General features: G+C 44.1%; 28 protein-coding genes. 20 read left to right on the forward strand and 8 right to left on the reverse strand.

Features of this window, described 5'->3' with window-relative positions:
* Positions 1-286: 286 nt before the first annotated feature.
* The 5 genes from QYF49_RS05150 (at position 287) to QYF49_RS05170 (ending at position 3510) form a co-directional block, all read left to right on the forward strand.
* The gene (locus tag QYF49_RS05150; RefSeq protein WP_290398532.1) at positions 287-703 is read left to right on the forward strand and encodes a MerR family transcriptional regulator; all 417 of its coding nucleotides are present in this window, start codon (positions 287-289) and stop codon (positions 701-703) included.
* 128 nt (positions 704-831) lie between these two features.
* Positions 832-1131, forward strand: coding sequence for a hypothetical protein (locus QYF49_RS05155; protein WP_290398533.1), 300 nt, complete (start codon positions 832-834; stop codon positions 1129-1131).
* A gap of 86 nt (positions 1132-1217) precedes the next feature.
* Positions 1218-1757 (forward strand): flavodoxin family protein, encoded by a 540-nt coding sequence (locus tag QYF49_RS05160; protein WP_290399052.1) that lies wholly within the window; start codon positions 1218-1220, stop codon positions 1755-1757.
* Positions 1758-1880: 123 nt separating this feature from the next.
* The gene (locus QYF49_RS05165) at positions 1881-2636 is read left to right on the forward strand and encodes a DeoR/GlpR family DNA-binding transcription regulator (RefSeq protein ID WP_290398534.1); all 756 of its coding nucleotides are present in this window, start codon (positions 1881-1883) and stop codon (positions 2634-2636) included.
* Between the two features lie 10 nt (positions 2637-2646).
* Positions 2647-3510: a Cof-type HAD-IIB family hydrolase gene (locus QYF49_RS05170; RefSeq protein ID WP_290398535.1), complete on the forward strand. Its 864-nt coding sequence runs from the start codon at positions 2647-2649 to the stop codon at positions 3508-3510.
* 60 nt (positions 3511-3570) lie between these two features.
* On the opposite strand, the gene QYF49_RS05175 is transcribed toward QYF49_RS05170, so the two are convergent.
* Complete coding sequence (locus QYF49_RS05175; RefSeq protein WP_290398536.1) at positions 3571-4416, reverse strand: YitT family protein; 846 nt, start codon at positions 4414-4416, stop codon at positions 3571-3573.
* A 224-nt stretch (positions 4417-4640) separates the two neighbouring features.
* Positions 4641-4871, reverse strand: a complete 231-nt coding sequence (locus QYF49_RS25665; RefSeq protein ID WP_354005797.1) for a CotD family spore coat protein — start codon at positions 4869-4871, stop codon at positions 4641-4643.
* Positions 4872-5013: 142 nt separating this feature from the next.
* Between QYF49_RS25665 and QYF49_RS05185 the strand changes: the two genes are divergently transcribed.
* Both QYF49_RS05185 and QYF49_RS05190 read left to right on the forward strand, forming a co-directional pair.
* Positions 5014-5283, forward strand: coding sequence for an atypical membrane-integrating protein (Mistic protein) (locus QYF49_RS05185; RefSeq protein ID WP_290398538.1), 270 nt, complete (start codon positions 5014-5016; stop codon positions 5281-5283).
* Positions 5284-5415: 132 nt separating this feature from the next.
* The gene (locus QYF49_RS05190) at positions 5416-6510 is read left to right on the forward strand and encodes a polysaccharide deacetylase family protein (RefSeq protein WP_290398539.1); all 1095 of its coding nucleotides are present in this window, start codon (positions 5416-5418) and stop codon (positions 6508-6510) included.
* Between the two features lie 60 nt (positions 6511-6570).
* Here QYF49_RS05190 and QYF49_RS05195 read toward each other — a convergent pair whose 3' ends face one another.
* The 3 genes from QYF49_RS05195 to QYF49_RS05205 all read right to left on the reverse strand — a co-directional run bounded on the left by QYF49_RS05195 (position 6571) and on the right by QYF49_RS05205 (position 7692).
* Entirely contained in the window at positions 6571-6717 is a 147-nt protein-coding gene (locus QYF49_RS05195) for a hypothetical protein (RefSeq protein ID WP_290398540.1), read from the reverse strand.
* Between the two features lie 112 nt (positions 6718-6829).
* Positions 6830-7366: a hypothetical protein gene (locus QYF49_RS05200; RefSeq protein WP_290398541.1), complete on the reverse strand. Its 537-nt coding sequence runs from the start codon at positions 7364-7366 to the stop codon at positions 6830-6832.
* Positions 7367-7371: 5 nt separating this feature from the next.
* Positions 7372-7692 carry a hypothetical protein gene (locus QYF49_RS05205; protein ID WP_290398542.1) on the reverse strand — a complete coding sequence of 107 codons (321 nt, stop codon included), beginning with the start codon at positions 7690-7692 and terminating at the stop codon, positions 7372-7374.
* 243 nt (positions 7693-7935) lie between these two features.
* On the opposite strand from QYF49_RS05205, the gene QYF49_RS05210 reads away from it, so the two are divergent.
* A complete protein-coding gene (locus QYF49_RS05210) occupies positions 7936-9795 on the forward strand; it encodes a PAS domain-containing sensor histidine kinase (RefSeq protein WP_290398543.1) in 1860 nt (619 codons plus the stop codon).
* A gap of 117 nt (positions 9796-9912) precedes the next feature.
* Positions 9913-10377 (forward strand): hypothetical protein, encoded by a 465-nt coding sequence (locus QYF49_RS05215; protein ID WP_290398544.1) that lies wholly within the window; start codon positions 9913-9915, stop codon positions 10375-10377.
* A gap of 40 nt (positions 10378-10417) precedes the next feature.
* Here the strand turns inward: QYF49_RS05215 and QYF49_RS05220 are convergent, their stop codons facing one another.
* Complete coding sequence (locus QYF49_RS05220) at positions 10418-11386, reverse strand: quinone oxidoreductase family protein (RefSeq protein ID WP_290399053.1); 969 nt, start codon at positions 11384-11386, stop codon at positions 10418-10420.
* Between the two features lie 162 nt (positions 11387-11548).
* Between QYF49_RS05220 and QYF49_RS05225 the strand changes: the two genes are divergently transcribed.
* Positions 11549-11866 carry a c-type cytochrome gene (locus QYF49_RS05225; RefSeq protein WP_290398545.1) on the forward strand — a complete coding sequence of 106 codons (318 nt, stop codon included), beginning with the start codon at positions 11549-11551 and terminating at the stop codon, positions 11864-11866.
* Positions 11867-11906: 40 nt separating this feature from the next.
* Here the strand turns inward: QYF49_RS05225 and QYF49_RS05230 are convergent, their stop codons facing one another.
* Positions 11907-12809, reverse strand: a complete 903-nt coding sequence (locus tag QYF49_RS05230; protein ID WP_290398546.1) for a DMT family transporter — start codon at positions 12807-12809, stop codon at positions 11907-11909.
* Between the two features lie 147 nt (positions 12810-12956).
* Here QYF49_RS05230 and QYF49_RS05235 point away from each other — a divergent pair, with 147 nt between their 5' ends.
* From QYF49_RS05235 to QYF49_RS05280, 10 genes are all read left to right on the forward strand, one after another.
* Positions 12957-14126: a glycosyl hydrolase family 18 protein gene (locus QYF49_RS05235; protein ID WP_290398547.1), complete on the forward strand. Its 1170-nt coding sequence runs from the start codon at positions 12957-12959 to the stop codon at positions 14124-14126.
* A gap of 147 nt (positions 14127-14273) precedes the next feature.
* Complete coding sequence (locus QYF49_RS05240; RefSeq protein ID WP_290398548.1) at positions 14274-15293, forward strand: LacI family DNA-binding transcriptional regulator; 1020 nt, start codon at positions 14274-14276, stop codon at positions 15291-15293.
* A 92-nt stretch (positions 15294-15385) separates the two neighbouring features.
* Positions 15386-17488: an amylo-alpha-1,6-glucosidase gene (locus QYF49_RS05245; RefSeq protein ID WP_290398549.1), complete on the forward strand. Its 2103-nt coding sequence runs from the start codon at positions 15386-15388 to the stop codon at positions 17486-17488.
* A 27-nt stretch (positions 17489-17515) separates the two neighbouring features.
* Positions 17516-18769, forward strand: a complete 1254-nt coding sequence (locus QYF49_RS05250) for an ABC transporter substrate-binding protein (RefSeq protein WP_290398550.1) — start codon at positions 17516-17518, stop codon at positions 18767-18769.
* 21 nt (positions 18770-18790) lie between these two features.
* Positions 18791-19693: a carbohydrate ABC transporter permease gene (locus QYF49_RS05255; RefSeq protein WP_290398551.1), complete on the forward strand. Its 903-nt coding sequence runs from the start codon at positions 18791-18793 to the stop codon at positions 19691-19693.
* 11 nt (positions 19694-19704) lie between these two features.
* Positions 19705-20529: a carbohydrate ABC transporter permease gene (locus tag QYF49_RS05260; RefSeq protein WP_290398552.1), complete on the forward strand. Its 825-nt coding sequence runs from the start codon at positions 19705-19707 to the stop codon at positions 20527-20529.
* A 203-nt stretch (positions 20530-20732) separates the two neighbouring features.
* Positions 20733-21731 carry an LLM class flavin-dependent oxidoreductase gene (locus tag QYF49_RS05265; protein ID WP_290398553.1) on the forward strand — a complete coding sequence of 333 codons (999 nt, stop codon included), beginning with the start codon at positions 20733-20735 and terminating at the stop codon, positions 21729-21731.
* A gap of 122 nt (positions 21732-21853) precedes the next feature.
* Complete coding sequence (locus QYF49_RS05270; protein ID WP_290398554.1) at positions 21854-22882, forward strand: LLM class flavin-dependent oxidoreductase; 1029 nt, start codon at positions 21854-21856, stop codon at positions 22880-22882.
* Between the two features lie 384 nt (positions 22883-23266).
* Positions 23267-24724, forward strand: a complete 1458-nt coding sequence (gene katA / locus QYF49_RS05275; RefSeq protein WP_290398555.1) for a catalase KatA — start codon at positions 23267-23269, stop codon at positions 24722-24724.
* A 92-nt stretch (positions 24725-24816) separates the two neighbouring features.
* Positions 24817-25242, forward strand: coding sequence for a Fur family transcriptional regulator (locus QYF49_RS05280; RefSeq protein ID WP_354005798.1), 426 nt, complete (start codon positions 24817-24819; stop codon positions 25240-25242).
* Positions 25243-25422: 180 nt separating this feature from the next.
* On the opposite strand, the gene QYF49_RS05285 is transcribed toward QYF49_RS05280, so the two are convergent.
* Positions 25423-25809, reverse strand: coding sequence for a sporulation protein (locus QYF49_RS05285; protein ID WP_290398557.1), 387 nt, complete (start codon positions 25807-25809; stop codon positions 25423-25425).
* Positions 25810-25979 lie beyond the last annotated feature (170 nt).

The following is a 25979-nucleotide window of genomic DNA, read 5'->3' on the forward strand; positions in this document are numbered from 1 at the left end:
AATTCCTGATTAGGTAATTAGGAGGTATATTGAGGTGGTTTTGGGGCTAATCTTCACTGTGCGGCTGCGTTACTCACGGGTTTGGGGCATTTACTCGCGGTTCAACACATTTTACTCACGGGTTTTCCTCTTTTACTCACGGTTCGACACGCTTTACTCACCAAACGCATCATTTTCAACAAGGAACAAACCTCTTTACTCCTCACCGTATCAACAAATTGACCCTCTAGTTACGTTGACGTTAACGTAATCATAAATGTATACTTTATAATAGGGAGTGATCAGGGTGAACTGGATAAAGATTGATGAAGCAGCAAAGATGACGGGGATAACAAAAAGGGCCATCCGTTACTATGAGGAGATCGGCCTCATACAGCCTCCAGAGCGAAGCGACGGACAAGTCCGTCTATACACCGAAGAGGACATTGAACAGTTGAAGCGAGTTGTGGATGCGAAGGAAGTGCTCGGCTTTTCTTTACAGGAACTTCAGCATTTTCTTAGCATTAAAGGACGTGTTCTGGAGCATAAAGTGCAATATGAAACGTCAAGGGACAAGACCTTCAAGCAATCTGAACTTGAAGAAATTGCGGCAGGGCTTAAAGAACAGCGGGATATGCTTGAGGAGAAAATGGAAAAGATGAAGTCCTTTCAGAATGAATTGAAAGACCTCATCCAAAAAGTCGAAAGCTTGTTAAAGGTTTAAGGGCTAGGTGCCAGGCACCGCAATTACACACTTGTGTAATCGTGGTGCCTGGCACCTGTTTTTGTATGTTTTCACCTTTGAAAGATTGGTCATACTGTGGGTACTTTAGAAAAAGAGAGGAACCGCGCATGGAAGTCTTTCCAGTTATTCATACCAATTTTTGGGACGGAGTGCTCGCTGTTCCCATCGTTGTGATCCTGACGCAGCTCGTTAAGCTTTTCACCCCTCTGCCCAGGGCATTAATACCGACAGCAGCTCTGGTGATCGGTCTTGTGCTATCCATTTTTTATAGTCACCGGCAGGATTTAATCGCTGGAATCTTTATGGGCTTTTTTTACGGCTATGCAGCCATTGGAAGTTATGCAGCTTCCAGAAATTCTTGGTGTGCGTTTAAAGCAAAACAGCGTAAAAAAGAACATTTTCGATAACCTTGAAGTTCAGTTGCTGGGCAGGACCATGGAATCTCTTGTATGATACAGAAAAATACTATTATAAGGGTGGGATTGGAATGAAAATTGCAGCGATCATAGGCAGCTCCAGGATCGATGGAAATACCCAGCAGCTGACTGAAATGGCACTTGAGGGTATCGAATATACTCCAATTATTTTAAAAGATAAAAAGATAACGCCCATTGATGACTTAAGGCACGCGGACGGGGGCTTTCAGCCTGTAGCGGATGATTATGAAGAAGTGATTGATAAGGTGCTTGAACATGATATTTTGATTTTTTCCACCCCGGTTTATTGGTACGGCATGTCTGGGGTTATGAAAAACTTTGTAGATCGCTGGTCACAGAGCCTTCGGGACAGCCGTTTTGAATTTAAAAAGAAAATGAGCCAAAAGAAGGTCTATGTTGTTACATGCGGTGGAGATCAGCCGAAGATTAAGGCATTGCCGTTAATTCAGCAATTTCAGCATATTTTCGATTTTATGGGTATGTCCTTTGCAGATTATATGATTGGAACAGCTAATGCACCACATGATATTGAAACAGATCAACAGGCGGTTGGAGACGCAAGGCGCTGGAATCAAGCTTTCTCTTCTCTTCAATAAAAGCAGAAATAAGCAAAAGTGAAGATTTGCATCACTTTTGCTTATTTTTTTCGTGATTTTGCATAAAATATTGCAACAATACTTAGAAATACTTATAATTACTTAGCGAGGGGTGAAAAAGGGATGTATCAGGATGAACGGATGGAAGCCATCGTTAACTATATAAAACAGCATGACCGTGTGGATATGGAAACGATATGCAGAATGAATAAGGTTTCCAGAGATACGGCAAGGAGAGATTTGATAAAACTTGAGGAAGAAGGAAAAATTGTCCGAACAAGGGGCGGTGCGAAGTTTCCAATTCTTTATCATGAAGTATTTAACTACGATCAGCGCCTGAAAAAAGATTCTGAGGCAAAAAAACAAATCGGGAAATTTGCCGCTGGACTGATCCAGGATGGAGACCATCTTCTCATGGATGTATCCACCACAGTGCAATATTTGGCTGAGAATATAAATACTGATCGGAATGTAGTCGTAACAAACTCTATTGATATCGCAGGAATCCTGTCCCGTAAAGGTAACGTGTCGATCCACATGCTTGGGGGGGTGCTGAACAATGAACACCGGTCCATTTATGGAGCAAGAACGATTCAGCATCTATCTGATATGAGGGTCAACAAACTCTTTCTTGGAGCATGCGGCATCTCCTCAAACGGGCTGACCATTCCTTTTGAGGAAGAAGGTTTTTTATTGAAGGAAATGATCAAGCGTTCTGATCAAGTCATCGTACTGGCTGATTCAACGAAATTCAACCGCAGTTATTTTCAGAAGGTGTGCGGGCTGGAGGACATTGACATTTTAGTGACGGACCAGGAAATCGACCGCCGTTTAACGGCATTATTTGAACAATCTGATGTAGAAACAATAATTCTGTAAGGAGGACAACATGAAATTAATCGCAATCGATCTTGACGGAACACTGTTGATGAGGGAGGGGTTTATCAGCAGCGAAAATGCGCGGGCCATTAAAGAGGCTCAGGCTCAAGGCAATATCGTAGCCATTTGTACGGGCCGTGCAGTGGAAGATGTTTTGAATCTTCTTGAGAAGGCAGGCCTAGAATGCCCGGTGATTGGTGCCAATGGAGCTGTCCTATATGATGAAGGGGAAATTGTGCAGGCTTATCCCCTTCAAAAGGAACCGGCCTTCAATATCCTCACCCAACTGGAAGAGATGAACGTTTTTTACCATCTTCATACGAATAAAGGAATCTATACCCCGAATTTCGGAGAAAAAGGGGTTCAGGTTGAAATAGATATGGTTAAATCAGCAAATCCGGAGATCAACTCAGAGGAATTGTGGAAAGCCGCTCAAGGCTACCTGGTGCAGTTCGGTCAAGTTCCGATCTCTTCCTTCCGGGATATATGGACAGATGACCTGGCCATTAATAAAATTCTTCCGTTCTCATATTCGTTGGATAAACTCGGGGAAATCCGAAAATCGGCTTTGGCATATACAGGGCTTTCTATTACGAGTTCAGCAGAACACAATCTTGAAATCAACCATGAAATGGCCAATAAGGGAAATGGATTAAAAGGAATGGCGGATCATTTTAGCATACCCTACCAGGACACAGTTGCGATCGGGGACAACTTGAATGACTGGCCGATGATGAAATTTGCGGGCACGAGCATAGCAATGGGTAATGCCCTGCCTGAAATTAAAGAAATTTGCCATTTTACTACATTGGAAAATGATCAGCATGGAGTGGCTCATGCGATCAGAGAATTTATTCTCAAACAAGCGGTATAACAAACAAAAAGGACTGCCGGCGTAACCTCTTTGGGCGTAACGGCAGGCCTTTTTTTGTTCTCAGGAAACCTCTGTTTTTGGAAAAGTGAATCCTTCCCCGAAGACATCACGGACATCGTGGATGACGACAAAGGCTTTTTCGTCAATTCGATGTACTATTTTTTTTAGCTCAAACAATTCTTGTTTATTGATTACTACATATAAGATTTCTTTTGATTCCTTTGTATAGCTCCCATGAGCCGAAAACACAGTCACACCTCTGTCCATGTCATCGTTTACCTTTTTTGCAATTTCATCAGCCTGCTGGGAGATGATTGTGACCGCTTTACGGGTATCGAAGCCTTCAATAATGTAATCAAGCACTTTTGTAGAGATGTAAATGGAGATGACGGTATACATCGTGTTTTGTGCTCCGATGACAAAATACGAGCTCAGTACGACCAACAGGTCAAACCCGAGCATGGAACCACTGATGCTCCAGCCCAGATACTGGTTTGCCATTCGAGCAAGTATGGTCGAACCTCCGGTGGTCCCCCCAGATCGTAGGACCAGCCCGAGACCTATTCCAATAAAGATACCGGCAAACACGGAAGCGAGAATCGTATCCTTAACGGGTGAGCCTAATCCTTCTGTCATATGAAGGAAAACCGATGTGAAAACAATGCAGAAGACCGTATACAGTGTCACTCGCTTGTTAAGGAGCTTATACCCGATCACTAAAAGGATGCCATTCATAATAAAGTTCGTGTAACTTGGCGACCAGGAGAAGAGGTAGTATAAGATCATGGAGATACCGGTGACCCCGCCTTCCCCCAATTCATTTGGAATGGCGAAGCAGTTTACGCCAAGAGAGAAAAAGAATGACCCAACAATAATTAAGATGAATTCTTTAATAAAGCTTTTCATGTGTTAATGATTAATCCCCTTTCACAGTGAAAATCCATTCAAGCAAATAAACCAACCACAAGGGTTGGCTTATTCAAGCGTCCAATTTAGCCTGGCTGTTTGCCGGGTGTCAGACTTATTCAAGAAATCAATATATCACGGTGTGATTGGAGTTTCAACACTTCTTCTCTTTTTATATAAAGAACCTGTGAACCTTTGGTTTCACAGGCGGAAAAGTGATCAGATCAGCAACAAGGAGGGGCGCCGCATTGAATGTTTTGGTGATGAACCTGGCAGGTTTCATATTGGGAGACAGGATATTCATGAACGTGCTGATACAGCAGGTGATTGACATGCTGGATCTGCACTGGATGGACGTGAACGACCTCTTCGGTGTGAAAGTGCTGCTGAACACAGCACTGGGTAGGGTGAATAATAACACGTGGATGATGACAGCCATAGCCGTAATGATACATTAAACGTTCTCTCCTTTATATTTAAGTTTAGCCATTACTCACTTTTCAATTTATGAAGAATGCCGGAAACGGACAGGGTACATGTCTAGAAAAAAGGATTTAGGCATAAAAAAACGGAGATAATGAGAACGGGTGATAAAATATGAAGCTCAACAAAAAAAGCAAGAAGCTCTATAGTGATGCCATTGACCGCATGCAGGAAGGGCTCGAAGCGATGATTGACCTATACAATGAAGCAGAAGAGGATGTCCCTTTGATCCAGTTCGAAAAAGAAGTGCAGCAGGAGATTGAGAAGGCTAAAGAGAAGTTCGGTTCTTCTTTTATAGACGGGAAAATTAATGCTATTGTGAAAGAAGTTTTGTCCTTCCTGCCGATTGACGATGCACAGGCAGACCAGGATGCGAAAGACTAATCGTATGATCTGGCATACATCGGGGGAATTATTACTATTTTTATAAAATTTTCTATTTTTTTACCTTTTCTTACAAAAAAACCTTTATACTGAGAGAGTATAAAAGTTATGTAAAGATAAGGTGAGGAAACGGTGAGAGAATCTATAGGGGAAGCAAGACAAAAGGCCGGCAAAAGAGAAGCTGCGGTTTTATTAGTGTTGACTTTAGTAACGTTGTTTGTGATTTTCGGAACATGGCATGTGAACAAAATTAAAGCAAACGAGGCCATGGGAAAGCAGCATAAAGAGGAAATAAAGAAAAAGCCATATTCTCAGAAAACGCCGGCATCGCTTTCATCTCATCCAAAAACCGCCAATGAAAGCAAAAAGCCGAAAGAGAAAACTGCTACAGCTGCCAATGCAGGGACGGAGATTCAAATAGCCAAGAAGACAACCGCCCACATATCAACCGCTACACAATCACAAAAAGAGACAAATAACATCCAAGAAAAGAATGAAACTTCAGTAAAGAAGCTAAAAACACCAAAGAGAATAAAGATAGAAAACAAAGAAACGAAAAAAGCCGCAATGGCTCCGGCTGTACATAAATCAGAAACGAAGCAAAAACAAATCGATCCTTCTGAACGAAAAACAGTCTATTTAACATTTGATGATGGCCCGTCCCATGTATCGGGAGGGATCTTGGATATATTGAACCAGTTCCAAGCAAAAGCGACGTTTTTTATGCTGGAACCGAACATCTTAAGGTTCCCCGAGGCCGTTAAACGGATGGATCAAGAAGGACAGGCTCTTGGCCTCCACGGTGTTTCCCATGATCCAAAAAAGTTCTACCGCACAAAAGAAACCGTCGTTCAGGAAATGGATCAGGATAATTTGGCGCTTCAGAAGATCACGGGCAAAAAGTCCGTTCTTATTCGGACGCCATACGGCAGTGCACCTTATATGAAGCCAGCATACCAGGATGCAGTAAGAGAGCACGGTTATCAGCTGTGGGACTGGACCATCGACAGCAAGGACTGGTCGTTCCGAAGCCCGCAGTATGTGGAATATTCCATCGTTCAGATAAAAAACATGGAACATCGTAAAGAACCCGTTGTCATCCTGCTGCACGAAAGGAAAGAAACGTTGGAAAGCCTGCCAAAGCTTCTGGAGTACCTTATGAAAAACAGGTATCAATTCAAACGCATCGAGCCTGCCATGAAGCCTGTGACTTTTCATGTTTCTTGAAATGGTGCCTTTGAAATGGTGCCTGGCACCAATGAAAAAACCCTTCATGCGAAGGGTTTTTTAGATGTCAAAATTATTGTTTTGCTGGATGTTGTCTGCCTTCCCTTGCCTGTCCCAAGCGATCAATACGACATCCAGTTCTTTCTCTATCTGATCCAGTTTTGCTTTTTGCTCACTCGTTAAATGAGCCAAATCAAACTGTTTCATCTGCATCCACCTCCGTATCTATCTAAAATGCCCGATCAAGCCGCGAATTATCCTTGAATATGTAAAGGCACCTCCCCTTACAGGAAAGAGGGTGCCTTTGTAATTTTACTGATTAAAATTCATAGTCCCAGTAGTGGCCGTCGTTCATATCGCTTTGTACACCCATCACATCGCCTCTATTACCTGGTGATCTCCAGTTAGAGTCATTGTCGTCCATGGTGCCCATCACGCTGCCTCGATCGTCTCGATGGTGTCGATGGTCTCGACACGCAAGACAATCCTCAATACACTGCTGTCTTCGTCTTCCGAACAAAGAATGACAAACGTTCTCACAGAATCGTCGGCAGCGCGGCCTCTGCCTGTCCATGGCTCCCATTGTAGGGCCCTGGTTGGAGGGCTGTCCACAGTTACAGTTTTGAGTGACTTGAATCGGACGCTGCCGCATTGGTCTGTTCTGATCCATGGCTCCCATCGTAGGACTCTGGCCTCTGCCGCAGTTGCAGTTTTGAGTAACTTGAATCGGACGCTGCTGCATTGGTCTGTTCCTGTCCATGGCTCCCATGGTTGGATTCTGTTGACCGCAGTTGCAGTTTACTTGAATCGGACGCTGGTTTCTTCGATTCTGCTGAGCGCCCTGCACAGGGAACATTGATCTCATTCTTGAGCGGCGGAAGCTGCTTGATGAACTGCTGGAGCTGCTTGAACTGCTTGAACTGCTGGATGATGATTCAATATCAACCGTGAAATTGATACTGCTGCTGGATGAAGACTCGTTTCTTCTTCCTCTTCTTGATGAAGATTCGTTTCTTCTTCCTCTTCTTGATGAAGACTCGTTTCTTCTTCCTCTTCTTGATGAAGATTCGTTTCTTCTTTCTCTTCTTGATGAAGACTCATTTCTTCTTCCTCTTCTTGATGAGGATTCATTTCTTCTTCCTCTTCTTGATGAGGAACTTCTTCTCCTTCCTGAGGATTCATCCCTCCGGTGGCGAGAAGATTCACTTCTTCTTGACATATATTAATTCACCCCTTTGAAATACTATATTCATTTCATGGATTGCGAGAAAGGGACAAGAACCTCCTTTACGAAAAAAGGGCTCGTTTATGCATATGGTTTTTCTTTACAAATAGGGAGAAAGACAATTTATGTAAAAGAGGGATTGTGCTATGATGAAAGGAAAGAGAAGCAATCTTTAAAATATTGAGTTAAGGTTGATTTATATGAAACTAATTGATGAAAGCACGGGTACAGGCTCTGCATACTACACTGCAGAAAATATCAAAAATCTATTCAATGCTGTAGCAAGCGGGGTGCTTATCCTTTCTTCCTCAGCAGTTATCGAGCATATCAATTCAGCTGCCTGTCAAATGCTGGGCCTTTCCAATGCAAAGGTAGAGGGCTGTTCGTACAAACAAGCAAAATTCATAGCATTGGATGAAACCGGATCCCCACTGGATTTCAACAATTATCCTTCTCAAATTACATTAAGGACAGGACAGGCGATCAAGGACAGAATCATTGGCATTGTTTTGTCTGAAAAAATGTCGTACCACTGGTATGTCGTGAGCACAATGCCCGTTTGCATGGACAAGGAAAGTGCTCGCCAAGTGGTGGTAACGATTAATCCGATTACAGGGAGAGGCAAAATCGAAGAAGCTCTCCGCAAAAGCGAGGAAAAGTTCAGGTCTCTCGTCACTTCCATGGAGGACACGGTGTTTACGCTTGATAAAGACTTGATTCACACGGGAATGTACGGGAAATGGATGAAAAAGCATAAAGTGAATCCCGATATCTATATCGGCCGGAGTGTCCGGGAAATGTTCGGTCACCTGAAAGCAGGCCATGAGAAAGTCTGCTCTGAAGTGCTGACAACAGGAAAATCCAGATTTTTCGAATGGGGAAGGTCGGGAGATGGCAAGTCCTTCTACTATCAGGCCATGATTTCGCCTTTGAAGACATCTGATGGAAACGTGTATGGAATTGTTGGGGTATCGCGTGATGTAACTGAACAAAAGCGGATGGAACTCGGTCTTCTTGAAAGCGAAGAACGTTTTCGCCAATTTGCTGAAAACGCGAACGATGTCTTTTGGATGAGGGATACAGCGACAGAAAACTATATTTATTTAAGCCCTTCGTTTGAAAAGGTCTGGGGCAGAAATGTCAGGGATATTTTTGAGAAAAGAATTACGTTTTATGATACCGTCTACCCTGAAGACATGGATCGAATCTCTGGCACGTTTGAGTCCGTTCCTGAAACGGAATATGAAATAGAGTATCGGATCGTCCGGCCCGATAATGAATTAAGGTGGGTGCGTTCAAGGGCATTCCCCATTTATGATGAGCAGGGAAACATTTGGCGGGTAGCTGGGATTGTAGAAGATATAACGGATTTGAGAGACAAAGAAGAGCTGCTCCGGAAATCTGACAAACTAGCGGTCGTTGGTGAGCTTGCAGCTGGGATTGCGCATGAAATCCGAAACCCGCTGACAAGTATAAAAGGCTTCATACAGCTCATTAAACCCGATATTAGTCGACATGTGAGCGAAATTATTCTCTCTGAGCTGGACCGGATTGAATCGATTATTAATGAATTTCTGATTCTTGCCAAGCCTCACACGGATATGGTCTACAAATGGAATGATATCAACCAATTTATTCGGCAAACGATCGTATTGCTCGATTCTGAAGCCAATTTGAACAATGTCCAGTTTAAAACATGCCTTTCCGACGATCTCCCACTTGTGAGAAGTGAAGGAAACCAAATCAAACAAGTGCTGATCAATGTGATCAAAAATGCAATAGAAGCGATGGCCAGTGGAGGAACCTTAAAAATTAAAACCTCACTCCATAAAGAACAGGTGTGTTTAACCATTCAAGATGAAGGGGTCGGCATCAGTGAGGAGAGGCTTAATCGGCTTGGCGAGCCTTTTTATTCGAATAAGGAGAAGGGAATTGGCCTTGGTCTTATGGTTAGTCTTAAGATCATCGAAAATCATAAAGGGATGATTTCTTTCTCCAGTAAATTAAATAAAGGGACGACTGTAACCATCTTGCTGCCTGTCTCGAAGCAAGCAAGGTAAAAGCCTATTCTTTATGGATAGGCTTTTTTGCTGTGTCAAGTAAACTCGCAGAATAGTCAAAGAGGTTGTCACATATGTTAAAAGAAAGAGGTGAAAGAAAAAAAAGGAGAGATGGCCGTGATCTGTCTCTGTGAAAGTTTAAATGAAGAAATATATGGTGAGCGTATAGCCATTATAGAAGATAAATCCGAAATCATGAGAACGTTTGGCCTTGAAAACGAGCAATGGCTCCATTTATGGAACATAGATAATCGAATTTTGACGCTGTGCTATTCTTCTCTTGATCCTGAATATGACCGTTTCATCGTAGTTTATGATTATGCTTTTTTTTGTAAAGACAGAGACATGAAGCAAGCGATCATTTGGCATGAGATCGGGCATTCACAATACCCTGTCCTTGAAGGAGAAATCAATCTGCATTCTGAAACAAAGTGTGATGAATTGGCTTTTGTAAAAGGGTGTAAGCCAGGGTTGGAGAAGTTTTTAATGCTGACCTACAAGATGGCAAAAACACTCAATAACCAGCTGTTGCTTACGATGACGAAGGAACGGATCAAGGCATTGCACCTTCAATATGAATAGCAAAAGCGAGTGGAATCAGAGAGAACCACTCGCTTTTTCATTAGGGAATAAGCAAAATCTTGCCTGTGCTCTTTCGGCTTTCCAAGAAACGGTGGGCTTCTGCACCTTCAGAAAGCTTAAAGGATGTGACTTCCGGGATTTTGACAGAGCCGGATTGAATCATATCAAACAACTGACTGGCGCGGAATACTCTCTCGGAATGGGAGGTAATGACATTCCATAGATCCCCGCCTGTGAGTGTTTTTGAAGTGTCCATCAGCATACGGGGATCAACTGGGAGCGGGTCGCCGCCTGCCATTCCATAAAATACGACGGTGCCCCCGATTTTTACTGCATTAAAGCTCTCCGAAAGCGTATTTCCTACGGAATCGTAAATCACATCTGCTCCTTTATTTCCTGGAGAGACTTCCTTTACTTTAGATATCCAGTCCTCATCGTAGAGAAATACATGGTCTGCACCAGCGGACAAAGCTGCTTCCCTCTTTGCAGGAGAAGACGTTAGACCGATTACTGAACTTCCCAATGCTTTGGAGATTTGAATTAGGAGCTGGCCTACACCTCCTGCTGCCGCATGCACAACAAGAAGGGTGCCTGCAGTAACAGGATAGCTGTCTTTTGTCAGGTATTGAGCCGTCAGCCCTTGAAGCAGAAGGGAAGAGGCTGCTTCAAATGAGATGCCTTCAGGCAAAGGAATAAGGTGGTCTTTCGGGACAGCGACAAGTTCGGCATTGGCAAAAGGCACATCAGCAAAGGCCGCCCGGTCTCCTGGTTTTACACCTGTTACATTTTCGCCGACTTCCTCGACCACTCCTGCGCCTTCATAGCCGGCAATATAGGGAGGATTGCCTTTTAAGTGATAATTCCCTTTTCTGCGATAAACATCTGCAAAGTTGAGACCGATCGCTTTCATTCGAACAAGTATTTCATTCTTTCGCAGTATTGGATCTTGAACATCCTCATATTGCAATACTTCTGGTCCTCCAAATTCATGGAATGTTAAAGCTTTCATCATTGTATTCCTCATTTCGGGTAGTTGTAATAGGTTCATTGTAAACAAAATGCGGACGCTTCTCTAGAAAAGTTAATTAAATAGGAAAAATGTTTAAATCCTTAAATGATGTGGAAACTTTGAATGTAATGGAATATTTATCTATTTTGGGAGGCCACATGTATGTTTAAAAAGATTACGTTTGTTTTAGGATTGGTTCTAGCTTTGTCAGCCTGCTCCTCAGGCGGGGACAACGGAGGCGGAAAGAGCGGCGCAATGGATACAGCTTCTGCGGAGAAAACATATAAACAAAATTGCGCCAGCTGCCATGGAAACAACCTGGAAGGCGGTACAGGGCCAGCGTTGAAGGAAGTCGGAAAAGAGCATAACAAGGCAGAAATATTGAAACAGATTAAAAAAGGCGGTGGCGGTATGCCCGCAGAATTAATTCAAGGCAAGGATGCGGAAAATGTGGCCCGATGGCTGTCTAAGAAAAAATAAAGGATGAAAGAGGCGGAATCATTGGATCCCGCCTCTTTTTTTAGGAAGCACTGATCTTTTTTTGAAGAGTTTGCCGCGTTTTTTTATCCTGTACAACGACTGCGGCAGAAATGACGAGCAGAATACCGGCAGTCTGCCAGACCGTCAGTGCTTCTTGAAAAAGAAACCATCCGGTGAGTGTGGCAACAACGGGCTCAATCGTAGAAACGATGGCGGCCCTGCTTGGTTCAACATGCCTGAGTCCCACTGTGTATAGAAGATACGCAAGGACAGTTGGAAAGATTCCAAGCCCTGCAATATAAAGCAGTGTCTGTCCATTGCCCAGCAGATGGAAAGAGGCGGACAGGCCGCTGACTGGAAATAACGCCAGTCCTGCAAAAAGAAACGTATAGGTTGTAATAGTCAATGTATGGTATTTAACGGATGCTGCTTTCCCAAAAATACTGTATAAAGAGTATCCTAACCCAGCTCCCAAACCTGTGAATAATCCGATCAGTGAAACGCCTGCATGCGCAGCAGGCAAATAACCTACAACAAACAGACAGCCGAGGAATGTAATAGCGAGAGCTGTTACCTTCTTGGCTGTGATCAAGTCCCTGAAAAAGAAGCGCGACAGTATCAAGACAAAAGCCGGAGCTGTATATAACAGCACCGCAGCGGCCGAAAGTGACATTTCTTCCATGGCTTTAAAATAGCACCAGTTAAAAAAAGCGATACTGAGCAGGCCGGTACCTATAAAATAATGGCTGTCCTTTAATTTGATCCTGAGCAGTGAGCGGTTAGAAGAACAAGTGATCATGATAAACACGAGGGAGGCGCTCAATGCCCTTAATACAACAATCTGAATGGGGGTAAACCCGATATGCGACAATTCTTTAATGAAAATACCGATGGTTCCCCATAAAGCGGCTCCGCCTGCGATGCATAGATATGGCCATTTCATGTATTGCCCGCCTTTCTTCCTTTGGTTTCTCCAAGCGTAACGTAATTCCCCCCCTTTTTGAAGACCCTGCTTCCAAATTTTGCTCGTCATCTTCTCGTATAACTGCCATTTCGTAAAGGAAACATAAGGAAAAAAGGAGGTACCGAATTGAAGAAGATTCTCGCAATTACATTTGCACTATCACTGGCACTGTCGGGGTGCGGAGGCACGAAAAGCCAGGAGGAGGGCGCTGCGGATGCAGATCAGGCCGGAAAAGAGCATCCGAGGCTGCAGCAGGTAAAATACAATGGCAGTAAACAAAAAGAGGTAAAACCGTCACAAACGGCTCATAAGAAAACGAAAATCTCCACAATCGGTTTTCTTGAACCGGTTGACCCGAGGGCGGCTGTAAAAGAAGTTAAAGATGTAGGCCGGCACTTATCCTATGTTGCATTTTTCAGCTATCGGGTGAAACCAGACGGAAATTTGATCGGAATTAAAGACGATCAGGCATTGGCCGCTGCAAAAAAACAAGGGTCAGTTCCGATGCTCGTCCTGACTAACTTTACAGAAGGAAATTTCTCCCCTGATGTGGCACATAAAATTTTTACAGACAAAACCGTATCCGAGCGTTTGATCAAAAATGTCATTCAGACGATGAGAGCAAAAGGATATAAGGCACTCAACATCGATTTCGAGCATATTCGTTCAAAAGATAGAGAGCTTTACAACGAATTCCTGGCATCCATCTTGCCACGTGTGAAAAGAGCAGGATTTATCACCTCTACAGCACTTGCACCTAAATCGAGTGATGAGCAGTCAGGACCATGGCACGGAGCCCATGATTATAAAAGACATGGTCAGCTGGCGGATTTTGTAATCCTCATGACCTATGAATGGGGATGGTCAGGAGGACCGCCGATGGCGGTGTCACCGATCCCGCAGGTAAGGAAAGTTATTGAATATGCTGCATCCGTGATTCCGCGGAATAAGATTGTAATGGGAGCCCCTCTTTACGGTTATGATTGGATTCTTCCTTACAAAAAGGATAATCCTTCGGCCAAACGAATCGCTCCGCAGGAGGCCTCTGAACTCGCCATCAAGGAAGGCGCAGATATCAAGTACGACAACAAAGCTCATTCACCCTATTTCAACTATACAGATGATAAAGGCGTTAAACATGTAGTCTGGTTCGAGAACGAAGAAAGTGCCCAGGCTAAATTCAACCAGCTAAAATATTATAACCTTCGGGGAATTGCCTACTGGGTGCTTGGTGAGCCGTTCCCTCATAACTGGAGCATGCTTGAAGATCAATTTAACATAAGAAAAGGGAAATAAATCACGAAGGAGATGCTCAAGACGCGGTACAACGCGGATTGGAATCTCCTTTTACATATCGAAAAGTTTAACCAAAGGGTTGAAAGCGCCTTCTCTAAACGTTATAGTATAGACATTATGTTCCCGAAACGTTTTGGAGGAATGCATGTGGCTACTATAAAAGACATCGCAAAACATGCCGGAGTCTCAGTGACAACTGTTTCCAGAGCTCTTAATGGTTATTCCGATGTAAACGAGAAAACGAGAGACAAAATTAAAGCCGTTGCCAAAGAACTGAATTACAGCCCGAACCTTTTGGCACGAAGCCTCGTGATGAAAAAGACGAAAACAATAGGGCTCCTTGTTTCAGGGATGCAGATCGAAGGCAGCAAGGATAATTTTACGTATGAAGTCCTTTGCGGAATCAATGACTGTGCGGGAGAACGGGGCTATGACCTCATCCTATTCAGTACGAATACTGAATTGCAGCAGGAAAAAACGTATAATCAGCTTTGCCAGGAAAGAAAAGTAGACGGTGTAATCCTGCAGGGAATCAAAACGGATGACCCTTATCTCAGGGAAGTAGTCGAAAGCGATATTCCCTGTGTACTCGTCGACATTCCCATTGAAAGCGACAGTGTAGGATATGTGACTACTGACAATAAAGAAGGAGCTAAAAAAGCTGTAGAGCATCTCATTGGACTGGGGCATCGCCAGATCGGGATGATCAACGGCCACAAGCAGGCATTTGTCAGTCAAGAACGGCTCGAGGGCTACCGTCTCGCATTAGAAGAAGCAAAGCTGGACTTCAAAGAGGAAAATGTAGTAGATGGTGCGTTTTCTGAATCAGAAGCTCAGGTCCAGGCAGCTGAACTGTTAAAGAAAAATCCCAAGATTACCGCCATTTTCTGTGCAAGTGATTTAATGGCTCTTGGAACCATAAAAGCCGCAGCCGGGATGGGGAAACAAGTTCCACAAGCGCTGTCTGTTGCTGGCTTTGACGACATTATACTGGCTTCCTATTCGTCGCCGACTCTCACAACGATAGCACAGGACCGTTATCAGATCGGCTATGAATCAGCCATTTTACTGATCCAGATTCTAGAGGGGAAAGCGGGCAGCCGCAAGAAAGTATTAAACACAAATTTAATTAAAAGAGAATCAACAGCTAAAAACCACGAAGCGTAGTGGTTTTTAAAACGAGCGAACTGAAAACGTTTCGGATTCTATATTTTTTTGACGGGTTCCGAAACGTTTCGGTTCCAATCAGGAGGAGAACGATGGATTACAGAGTGATCAAAGAAAACGATCTATTTCTACTAACAGACGATAAAGGGAATATCCCTGTTGACAACACGTATGGATTGGGGCTTTACACGAAGGATACACGTTTTTTAAGCAAGTTTGATTTAAAAATCAATGGTGAAGATCCGATTCTGCTTTCTTCTTCTGCAGATGAAAATTACAGTGCAAGAATTTTGCTGACAAACCCTCATATGGAGGAGGACGGTGAGCTGATCCTCTGGAGAGAGTCCATCCAGCTAGAAAGAAAGCGTTTAATCTATAATGGAGTGCTGTACGAAACGATCCAGGTAAAAAGCTTTTTTCCAAAACCAGTTGAGTTTGATATTAGTTTATTGCTGGATGTTGATTTTACTGACATGTTCATTGTCCGCGGTTTTCAATACGGTGAAGTTGGGGAGCGTTCTGGGGAAGAGCGAACCGATAATGGAATCAACTACTATTACGAAGGTGCTGATCATGTAAAGCGAGCTACAAAGGTAACTTGGGATCGGAAAGCAGATACTGTATCAGACACAGAAGGAATTACCTTTCACTTTTCATTGAGCCATTCGGAGGTTCAGTCTGTGACCTTTACCATTATTCCTGAGATCGGCGGTCAGTCAGGCAAGGCGATCGCTCCTGATGATGCCCATGAAAAATTAGAAGCTTCTTACCGTGAGTGGGAAGAAGGAACAACGAAAGTCCAATGTGACAGTCCAGCGCTTCAGAGATTGGTAGAACGCGGAGTCCTTGATCTTCGGGTGCTGCTGACAGACATCGGGTTTGGAAGATTTCCAGTTGCCGGACTTCCGTGGTTCGGAGTACCGTTCGGAAGGGACAGCCTCATTGCCGCTCTTCAGATGCTTCCTTTTAATCCGGAAATCGCAAAAGGAACATTGATGACGATGGCTTCTCAACAAGGGACGAAAGCCGATCCATGGCGTGATGAGCAGCCAGGTAAAATCATGCATGAAATCCGCTATGGAGAACTGGCGGCGACAGGACAGATCCCATTCACACCTTATTACGGAACGATTGATGCGACCCCTCTTTTTTTGATTCTTTTAACGGAATATACAAAATGGACCGGAGATCTTGTGCTTGCTGAAGAGCTGAAGCAAAATGTTGAAGACGCTCTCAAATGGATTGATCAGTATGGTGACCGGGATGGCGATGGATTTGTCGAATACCATCAAGAGTCCAGCAAAGGAATCGCGAACCAAGGGTGGAAGGACTCCGACGACTCGGTCGTGCATCGAAACGGGGATTATGCTGAAACTCCAATCGCTTTATCTGAGGTGCAAGGGTATGTGTACCAGGCGAAAATGGGGATTGCAGACCTCTACGAAAAATCAGGTAAATCGGATGAGGCAGTAAGACTGAGAGAGCAAGCACAGCAGCTGAAAAGGAATTTCCACGATCGGTTCTGGATGGAAGATCAATCTTTTTATGCAATTGCCCTTGATAAAGATAAAAATCAAGTAGGAACGATGACCTCCAATCCGGGGCACGTGTTATTTTCAGGTATGATGGATGAAATACATGCACACCAGACGGTAGATCAACTCGTTTCGCCTCGATTCTTTTCAGGATACGGCATCCGAACGATGGCAGAAGGAGAAGCGGGGTATAACCCGATGAGCTACCATGACGGCAGCGTCTGGCCTCATGATAACAGCATGATTCTCCTGGGGATGAGTAAAACAAATCACCAAAAAGAAGCAAATAAGATCATGGATGGTTTAATCCAAGCGGCCCAGGACTTTGAATATGACCGTTTGCCTGAATTATTCTGCGGCTATGGCACATCAGCCGGCAGAGCAGTAAAATATCCGGTTGCATGTTCACCGCAAGCCTGGGCTGCGGGAACACCGCTTGTTTTTATCCAGACCATGCTCGGACTTTTCCCTGACGGTTTAAACGGAGTGATCCACTTATCTCCTAGGCTGATCGACCAAGTCAACGAACTGAAGGTAACCCGCATGAAAATTGGACAGGGACATCTGTCTCTCTCCGTGAAAAAAAAAGACGGAAAGGATGTAGTATCAGTAGACCACAACACAACCGGGTACGAGGTACTACTAAGTGAACAGGCATAACAGATCCTCAGAAAGGAGCGTATCGCAATGAAGCTGAAAAAATCCATTTCGGCAGCCGGGGTGGCTGCCCTGCTCGCTTCTTCTCTTCTTACGGGATGCAGCCCAAAAGAAGAGACAGAGTCAAAACATGACAAAACAACAATTACACTAAGCGGCTGGGGAGGTAACCCCATTGAAAAAAAACTTCTGCTGGATGTATTGAGCGACTTTGAGAAGTCACATCCAAACATCGACGTCAAGTTCAACCAGATCAATGACCAGTACATGGATGTCATAAAGACCCGGCTAATTGGGGGTACAGCGGCTGATGTGTTTTACCTGGATGCTTTCGAAGCACCTGGATTAATTCAAACAGGAGCGATTGAACCGCTCGACAAGTATGTGGACAAGGACTTTGATATCGGGGATTTTGAAAAACAGCAGCTGGATGCCTTTAAAGAGAACGGGAAGATTTATGGGTTCCCCAAGGATTATTCAACCCTGGCCCTTTTTTATAATAAAAAAAAGTTTAAAGAAGCAGGCATCAGCGAGCCTCCAAGAACATGGGAAGAACTTCGCGCTGATGCAAAAAAACTGACGAAAGGCAATAAAGTGTATGGACTGGGTGTCATGCCACAGATAGAACGGCTTTATTACATGGCGGAGTCTCAGGGCGGACAAGTAATCACAAAAGACCATGCCACCTTCGCGCAGAACCGTGTCGTCCGCTCGTTCCAGCCATTTTTAGAGATGCACCTGAAAGACAAGACAGCCGCACAGCCATCCGAGGTTGGTTCTGGCTCCGGCGGTGAAATGTTCGGGCAGGGAAGGGCAGCGATGGTAATGGAAGGGAATTGGAACATCCCTTTTATGAAAGATACATTTCCAAAGGTGGACTATGGAACAGCAGAACTGCCAACGATCAATGGAAAAAAAGGAACGATGTCCTTCACCGTCGGCTATGTGATGAATGCAGAATCAAAGCATAAAAAAGCCTCTTGGGAATTGATTCAATATTTGACCGGAAAAGAAGGAATGAAGAAGTGGACAAGCAAAGGATTCGCCCTTCCGACTCGAAAATCGGTGGCGGCTGAATTAGGCTATGACAAAGACCAATTGCGAGGTCCGCTCGTTAAAGGAGCGAAGTATGCAACAGTTTGGCAGGACGGACCGATGCTGCCAATCATCATGAATAATTTCAACAACCAGTTCTTAAGTGCCTATCTTGGTGAACGGCCATTGAACGAAGCATTAAAGGACGCTGAAAAACAAGCTAACAAAGAAATAAAAGTAACAGAATGATAAAAGAAAGAGGTGAGGAACATGAAACGAGGCAAGTCATTTATTAAACGCACAAGGGAAGCAGGACAGGGTTACTTGTTTATGACACCGGTGTTGGTGATTCTTGGCATTTTTGTAATCGCTCCCATCCTGTATGCCATCTTCCTTTCTTTCCATAAAGTGCAGCTGCTCGGAGGCTCTCATTATGAATTTCGCGGACTGGATAATTTCTTAAAAGTAACTTTTGACGACAGGGCGCATATCGCCTTGAAAAATACGGTCTTATATGTCGTGATTGTGGTTCCATTGCAGACGATGCTCGCTCTTGTACTGGCTGCCTCTCTTAACGCAGGCATGAAAGGGCAGAAATTTTTTAGAATTGTCTACTTTTTACCCACGTTGACTTCATCGGCAGTATTAACGTTGATCTTTATGTGGATGTACAATCAGAACGGATTGATCAACCACCTTCTTAATATCCTTCACCTGCCGACCTATAACTGGATCGGGGATCCGGATGTAGCTCTGATCGCGATCATGATCATGAACATTTGGGCAACTGCACCGTTCTTTATGGTGATCTATTTGGCAGCCCTTCAGGATATTCCGGGCAGCCATTATGAAGCTGCAGAGCTGGACGGCGCCAGCGGTATGCAAAAATTCTGGCATATCACAGTTCCCAATTTGCGGCCAGTCACTTCTTTCGTTGTCATCATGGGATTGATCGGCACATTCCAGCTGTTTGACCAATCGTACATCTTCTCAGCCGGCTCGGGCGGTCCGAACAACTCAACGCTCACTGTCGTGCTTTTAATCTATCAATACGCGTTTAAGTCGCTCGGAACAATGGGATATGCGGCTGCACTCGCTTTCCTGCTGGCCATCATCATTTTGATCGCGACCTTGCTGCAGCGGAAATTTTCAAAAGAAGAATCACTTTACTAAGGAGGGATACCGTGAAAAAGCGACCGATCGGCAGAACTATTTTATACGCGATTCTGATCATCTACGCGGTTATAACCATTTTTCCGTTTTTGTGGGCCCTGTCATCATCCTTTAAATCACTCGGTGAAATCGTAAGCGGAACCATTTACTTCATACCCGAAAATTTCACACTCGATAACTATAAAGAAATTTTTACAAGGGAGCCGCTCTTTGGCCGCTGGCTGTTGAACAGTCTATTCATCGCTGCAGCGGGTACCTTTTTGAATCTGATCTTTAATTCCATGGCCGGGTATGCTCTTGCCAGGCTCACTTTTCCCGGCAAGAAGAGCATCTTCATCATCATTCTGGCTGTTCTCATGATTCCATTTCAGGTCACGCTTATTCCGAACTTCCTCATCCTTAAGGAACTGGGGTGGCTGAATACGTACCAGGGCATGATTATTCCTGGAGCTGTCAATGCAACTTTCATCTTTATGATGCGGCAATTTTTCATCAACTTTCCGAAAGAAGTGGAAGAAGCAGCGGCCATCGATGGATTGGGCAAGTTCGGTACATTCTTCAGAATTGTTCTTCCATTGGCCAAACCGGCACTTGCTGCACAGACCATTTTTGTCTTTATGGCATTCTGGAACGACTTCATGCGGCCGCTCGTCATTTTGTCTGATGAAAGCATGTTTACCTTGCCGCTCGGACTGAATTCCTTTAAAGGACAGTTCATAAGCTTCTGGAATTACATTATGGCCGCATCCATGGTCTTTACTCTCCCTATTCTGGTTCTGTACGCTTTCTTTAACCGCTATTTTGTCAAAGGCATTAAATTTACAGGAGAGAAGTAAATTACTTCCGGAATCTAACTTTGACAATGAGAAGCGTGCTTCACAAAAAACAAAACAAGAAACATTCAACCTGCGAAAAAACATGCCTAAGTCATTGGCATGCTTTTTTTTTCAGTTCATTTTATTTTTAGGATTCATAGAAATTCGCTAATATATTGGTAATGATAAGCAAGGAAAGCTCTTTGCAGAAAGAAGGAATGCTCTTGAGATTAAGTATTCTAGACCAATCGCCGGTGTCCGCCGGCCAGACCGCCCAGCAGGCTCTTGAAAACTCATTGAGCCTGGCGCAGGCGGGCGAGAAATTAGGCTACACGCGATACTGGATCGCTGAACATCATGATTTTCCTGGACTGACCTGTCCCGCGCCGGAAGTGATGCTCGGGTATATCGGCGGTCAGACTGAAACGATCCGCTTAGGTTCTGGAGCGGTTCTTCTGCCTCATTACAAGCCGTATAAAGTGGCAGAAACGTATAATCTCCTCGCTACATTATTTCCTGGCAGAATGGATATAGGGATAGGAAGAGCTCCTGGGGGATCAGCGGAGGCAACGATGGCACTCTCGGATAACTATTTGGAACACGTCCGGAAGATGCCAGAGTCAGTAGAAACCTTGCTTCATTTTTTCAAAAATGACTTTCCGCCCGATGAGATGTTCTCAAAGATTTCTCCATCACCTGTGCCGGCGGTTCTTCCTGAACCATGGATCCTGGGGACGAGCAAAAAAAGTGCCATCCTGGCTGCAAAACATGGTTTGTCCTACGCATTTGGAGAGTTTATGAGTGACCAGGACGCAGTTCATATCATTGATCAATACAGATCCGGGTTTACAAGCAATCATTGGTCGCCGGGTCCAAACACCATTGTGGCAGTCTCAACCCTATGTGCAGAAACAAAAGAAGAGGCTGATGATTTAGCACTCCCGAATCAAATCTGGAAGATCCAACTGGCAAAGGGAGAGGGAAGAAATGGTGTTCCTTCTCTTGAGGAAGCAAAGCAATATCCCCTGACTCCAGAAGAACATGAGTGGCTGGATTCGATGAAAAAGCGGTCCATTACCGGAAGTCCAGCTGAGGTTAAATCACGTTTACTAGAACTGAATCTACGTTATGAAGCCGACGAAATGATGATTGTTACGATTACTCATGATATAAAAGACCGTATTCGTTCCTATGAACTGATTGCCGCTGAATGTTTAGCTTGAACAACTTGAGCATAAAATTTAGATACTTTACATTTTGTTGTTACAATCAAAAGTAAGGTTTAGAATAATACATCCTTATCTGAAATTTTTATAGCAAGGCGTTTGAAAGGAGGACTACCATCATGTCCCAGGAAAATTCACCAACTGCTAAGAAGCAGCTGAAAGATATGCCATTTTCTGTGCTGGACCTTTCTCCTATCGTCATGGGAGGAACCGCTTCAGAATCTCTTCAAAACACCCTTGATTTAGCACAGCACGCAGAAAAGTGGGGGTATAACCGCTATTGGCTGGCAGAACACCATAGCATGCCTGGAATCGCAAGCTCAGCAACCGCTGTTGTTATCGGACATGTAGCAAGAGGAACGGAGACAATCCGCGTAGGATCCGGCGGTATTATGCTGCCGAACCATGCCCCGTTGGTCATTGCTGAGCAGTTCGGAACGCTTGAATCCTTGTTTCCTGGCAGAATTGATCTTGGATTAGGGAGAGCTCCAGGAACCGACCAAGTGACGGCTAAAGCTCTCAGGCGGGAAAACATGAGCAACGGGGAGGATTTCCCGGAGCAAGTGGATGAACTTCGCGCCTACTTAAAACCTGACGGATCAGGCAATCCGGTGAGAGCGATCCCTGGCGAGGGGCTGGACATTCCGATTTGGCTGCTTGGTTCAAGCGGGTTCAGTGCACGGCTGGCAGCGGAGCTGGGTTTGCCTTTTTCATTCGCGAGCCATTTCTCTCCCGACAATACATTGCCTGCCCTTGATGTATACCGCAGAAACTTTAAACCTTCACAGGCATTGGACAAGCCATATGCTATGGTAGGAGTTAATGTGATAGCGGCTGATGCAGAGGAGAAGGCCGCTTATCTGGCAACTTCCATGCAGCAGCAGTTCTTAAATCTTGTCAGAGGCATTCCTTCCAAACTCAAGCCGCCAGTTGAAACAATGGATGGGATCTGGTCCAATTATGAGAAAGCTTCCGTTGAACAATCGCTTCGAACGACCATCATCGGAACACCAGACACGGTTAAAACAAAACTTCAGGCTTTCCTCGATGAAACACAAGCAGATGAAATGATTGTCAATGCTCAAATCTTTGATCATCAAGAAAGATTGCAATCCTATGAAATCGTATCTGAAGTTTTTAAAGGATAGCATGTGCACCCCCTCTTCATTTTGGAAGAGGGGGTTTTTATTGTCTAGAACAAATTAGATACTGAGTTTATGAAAAGTATAGATTAAGGCAAAATTCCTGCATCTGCAGCATACGTTATATTCGAGGGAAAAAAAAAGCGGCCAGCTGATTAATCGAGCTGGCCAAAGAGAATTATTCGGGGGAGGTGCGGCTACCATCCGCGCCTTCTTTTATAGATTAACATAAGAACAGGTGTTCGTAAATATTTATTTGGCACTTTTTTGAGAAATCCTACATAATTTCAGTTATTTATTAATAATAATTATAAAAAAGTATTGATTTTTTACTGAGAAGTGTTATCATTATATTTATAATAATTCTAAATAACTTTTGGGGGGATACAATTGACGAATAAGAATCATTTGACGACCAGTTGGGGAGCACCAGTAGGAGATAATCAAAATTCCATCACAGCAGGTTCACGCGGTCCTACCTTGATCCAGGATGTTCATCTATTGGAAAAGCTTGCGCATTTCAATAGAGAACGAGTGCCTGAGCGTGTAGTTCATGCGAAAGGTGCAGGGGCTCATGGATATTTTGAAGTGACAAAGGATGTTACAAAGTATACGAAAGCTGCTTTTTTATCTGAGGTCGGAAAACGCACTCCTCTTTTCGTACGTTTTTCCACCGTTGCAGGTGAAAATGGATCTGCAGATACTGTCCGTGATCCTCGCGGCTTTGCAGTTAAGTTTTACACAGAAGAAGGAAACTATGATCTTGTCGGGAACAATACACCGGTCTTTTTCATCAGAGATGCCATTAAGTTTCCTGATTTCATCCATACACAAAAAAGAGATCCGAAAACCCATCTGAAAAATCCAACCGCCGTATGGGATTTCTGGTCGCTTTCACCTGAATCCCTGCATCAGGTTTCTATATTGATGTCCGACCGCGGTATCCCGGCAACCCTGCGTCATATGCACGGTTTCGGCAGCCATACATTTAAATGGGTTAATGCTGAAGGAGACGGCGTATGGATCAAATACCACTTTAAAACAGAGCAGGGTGTAGCAAATCTGGCTCCGGATGCAGCGGCTAAAATTGCAGGGGAGAACCCTGACTACCACACGGAGGATCTGTTTAACGCGATTGAAAAAGGTGATTTCCCTGCATGGAAACTGTATGTTCAAATCATGCCGCTGGAAGATGCCAATACGTATCGCTTCGATCCATTTGATGTCACCAAGGTATGGTCACAAAAGGATTACCCTCTGATTGAAGTGGGAAGAATGGTGCTGGATAAAAATCCGGAAAACTACTTTGCAGAAGTGGAACAAGCAACCTTCTCACCAGGAACACTGGTGCCCGGTATCGACGTTTCACCCGATAAGATGCTGCAAGGCCGTCTTTTCGCCTATTCGGATGCCCACCGTTACCGAGTAGGAGCAAATCATCAGGCACTCCCGATCAACCGTCCTAAAAATGAAGTGAACAATTATCAGCGTGACGGGCAGATGCGTTTCGACAGCAATGGCGGAGGTTCAGTGTACTATGAGCCGAACAGCTTCGGAGGCCCTAAAGAAACACCTGAAAATAAACAGGCCGCTTATCCTGTATACGGCGTTGCCGAAAGTGTTGGCTATGATCATAACGATCATTATACACAAGCTGGAGACTTGTACCGCCTATTAAGTGAGGAAGAACGCACACGGCTGGTGAACAACATTGTGGAAGCGATGAAGCCGGTCGAAAAAGAAGAAATTAAGCTTCGTCAGATCCAGCATTTCTATAAAGCAGATCCTGAATATGGGAAAAGAATTGCGGATGGACTTGGTTTAGCGATTCCGCAACAAGCGCTTTAATTCGACTTTTTTCTCAATTGTCATAATGAATTCTCAATTAACAAGTATCCGCTGACGAGCGGATACTTGTTTCCAAACTAAGAAAAAAGAGGATGTTGACCGTGGATGCGGAGCAATTGACCAAACAAAAGTTAAAAGAAAGCGGCTTGCGGGTCACCCCTCAAAGGGTGCTTATTTTACAGACGATCATCTCTCCGGGGCAGCATTTAACGGCTGAAGAAATTCATCGGCAGCTTCCGTCGTTCATTACACTGGCTACGGTTTATAATAATCTGAGATCATTTGTAAACTTAGGCATCATCAACGAGTTATCCTTTGGTAATGGCAGCAGCAAATATGAAGTAGCAGGCGAAAAGCATTACCATGTGATCTGTGAATCTTGCCATAAGATTGTCGATTTCAATTACCCGAGATTGATTGAAGTAGAATCTGCAGCTTCAAGATTAACGGATTATGTCGTGGACCATCATACGTTGGAATTCTATGGTTTATGCAACGAGTGCAGAAACAAATCATAAAAAGTGAGGACTGTGATCATGGCTGCTGCCGAACATACCGAATGCCCCAAATGCCATAGTGAGATTAAATACCTGAAGCACAGCATGCAGTGCAAATGCGGAATGAGATTAATGACAAAACATCAAATGAAAATAAACACAAAATAAATCCAGCCGGATGTAAACGGCTGGATTTTTATTTTAACTGCAGATTGTAATCTCGTCATGATCAACACAGCGGGTGTTTTCGCAGATGAGACGTGTTTGGAGGCGGTACGTAACCGTCGGGGAGGAGCATATAAGGTTTTCGGGCAATTGATAGGACATTGGGATTTCGATGCTGCCATCGGGGGGGAGCTCTTTAGACATATAGATGGTAGTGACGGATTCAATCATACGCTCTGTATGATCTTCTTCGTTCTGAATAATCAGGTCACATTCGAGCCGTTTGATAATTTGTTTCATCCATCTTCCTTTAAGAAGAAAAGATCCGTTGACCTTGTCTCCAGGCTTTAATTCATAGGAATCGAGTTTAAGATCGATGGTAGCCTGTCCGAGCTTAAAAAAGCTCATGCATTTTTTTAACACGCAATGTACCTCCAGTAACAATATCAAGTGAAAAAACCTTTACTGATGCCCTTCAGTAAAGGTCTCGGTATCCTTTTTATGGCTTGAAATTTTTTTCTCAATGATTCGCCTCTCATTGTAAACGGATGGTAATGGGGTGTCAATAAAATTTGTGAGGCAGGATTGTGAAG

Origin of the sequence: Fictibacillus terranigra (assembly GCF_030412265.1) — a bacterium.
In the GTDB taxonomy this organism is placed as follows: Bacteria; Bacillota; Bacilli; order Bacillales; family Fictibacillaceae; genus Fictibacillus_C; species Fictibacillus_C terrinigri.

Excerpts from the sequence above, each read along its gene's own strand:
- QYF49_RS05250 (WP_290398550.1), top strand. The coding sequence starts at position 17,516 with ATGAAGCTGAAAAAATCCATTTCGGCAGCCGGGGTGGCTGCCCTGCTC.
- QYF49_RS05195 (WP_290398540.1), bottom strand. The coding sequence starts at position 6,717 with ATGAAACAGTTTGATTTGGCTCATTTAACGAGTGAGCAAAAAGCAAAA.
- QYF49_RS05230 (WP_290398546.1), bottom strand. The coding sequence starts at position 12,809 with ATGAAATGGCCATATCTATGCATCGCAGGCGGAGCCGCTTTATGGGGA.
- QYF49_RS05280 (WP_354005798.1), top strand. The coding sequence starts at position 24,817 with ATGTTGACCGTGGATGCGGAGCAATTGACCAAACAAAAGTTAAAAGAA.
- QYF49_RS05185 (WP_290398538.1), top strand. The coding sequence starts at position 5,014 with ATGAAGCTCAACAAAAAAAGCAAGAAGCTCTATAGTGATGCCATTGAC.
- QYF49_RS05245 (WP_290398549.1), top strand. The coding sequence starts at position 15,386 with ATGGATTACAGAGTGATCAAAGAAAACGATCTATTTCTACTAACAGAC.
- QYF49_RS05225 (WP_290398545.1), top strand. The coding sequence starts at position 11,549 with ATGTTTAAAAAGATTACGTTTGTTTTAGGATTGGTTCTAGCTTTGTCA.
- QYF49_RS05210 (WP_290398543.1), top strand. The coding sequence starts at position 7,936 with ATGAAACTAATTGATGAAAGCACGGGTACAGGCTCTGCATACTACACT.
- QYF49_RS05255 (WP_290398551.1), top strand. The coding sequence starts at position 18,791 with ATGAAACGAGGCAAGTCATTTATTAAACGCACAAGGGAAGCAGGACAG.
- QYF49_RS05205 (WP_290398542.1), bottom strand. The coding sequence starts at position 7,692 with ATGAATCCTCAGGAAGGAGAAGAAGTTCCTCATCAAGAAGAGGAAGAA.
- QYF49_RS05270 (WP_290398554.1), top strand. The coding sequence starts at position 21,854 with ATGTCCCAGGAAAATTCACCAACTGCTAAGAAGCAGCTGAAAGATATG.
- QYF49_RS25665 (WP_354005797.1), bottom strand. The coding sequence starts at position 4,871 with ATGTATCATTACGGCTATGGCTGTCATCATCCACGTGTTATTATTCAC.
- QYF49_RS05155 (WP_290398533.1), top strand. The coding sequence starts at position 832 with ATGGAAGTCTTTCCAGTTATTCATACCAATTTTTGGGACGGAGTGCTC.
- QYF49_RS05170 (WP_290398535.1), top strand. The coding sequence starts at position 2,647 with ATGAAATTAATCGCAATCGATCTTGACGGAACACTGTTGATGAGGGAG.
- QYF49_RS05175 (WP_290398536.1), bottom strand. The coding sequence starts at position 4,416 with ATGAAAAGCTTTATTAAAGAATTCATCTTAATTATTGTTGGGTCATTC.
- QYF49_RS05165 (WP_290398534.1), top strand. The coding sequence starts at position 1,881 with ATGTATCAGGATGAACGGATGGAAGCCATCGTTAACTATATAAAACAG.
- QYF49_RS05220 (WP_290399053.1), bottom strand. The coding sequence starts at position 11,386 with ATGAAAGCTTTAACATTCCATGAATTTGGAGGACCAGAAGTATTGCAA.
- QYF49_RS05200 (WP_290398541.1), bottom strand. The coding sequence starts at position 7,366 with ATGTTCCCTGTGCAGGGCGCTCAGCAGAATCGAAGAAACCAGCGTCCG.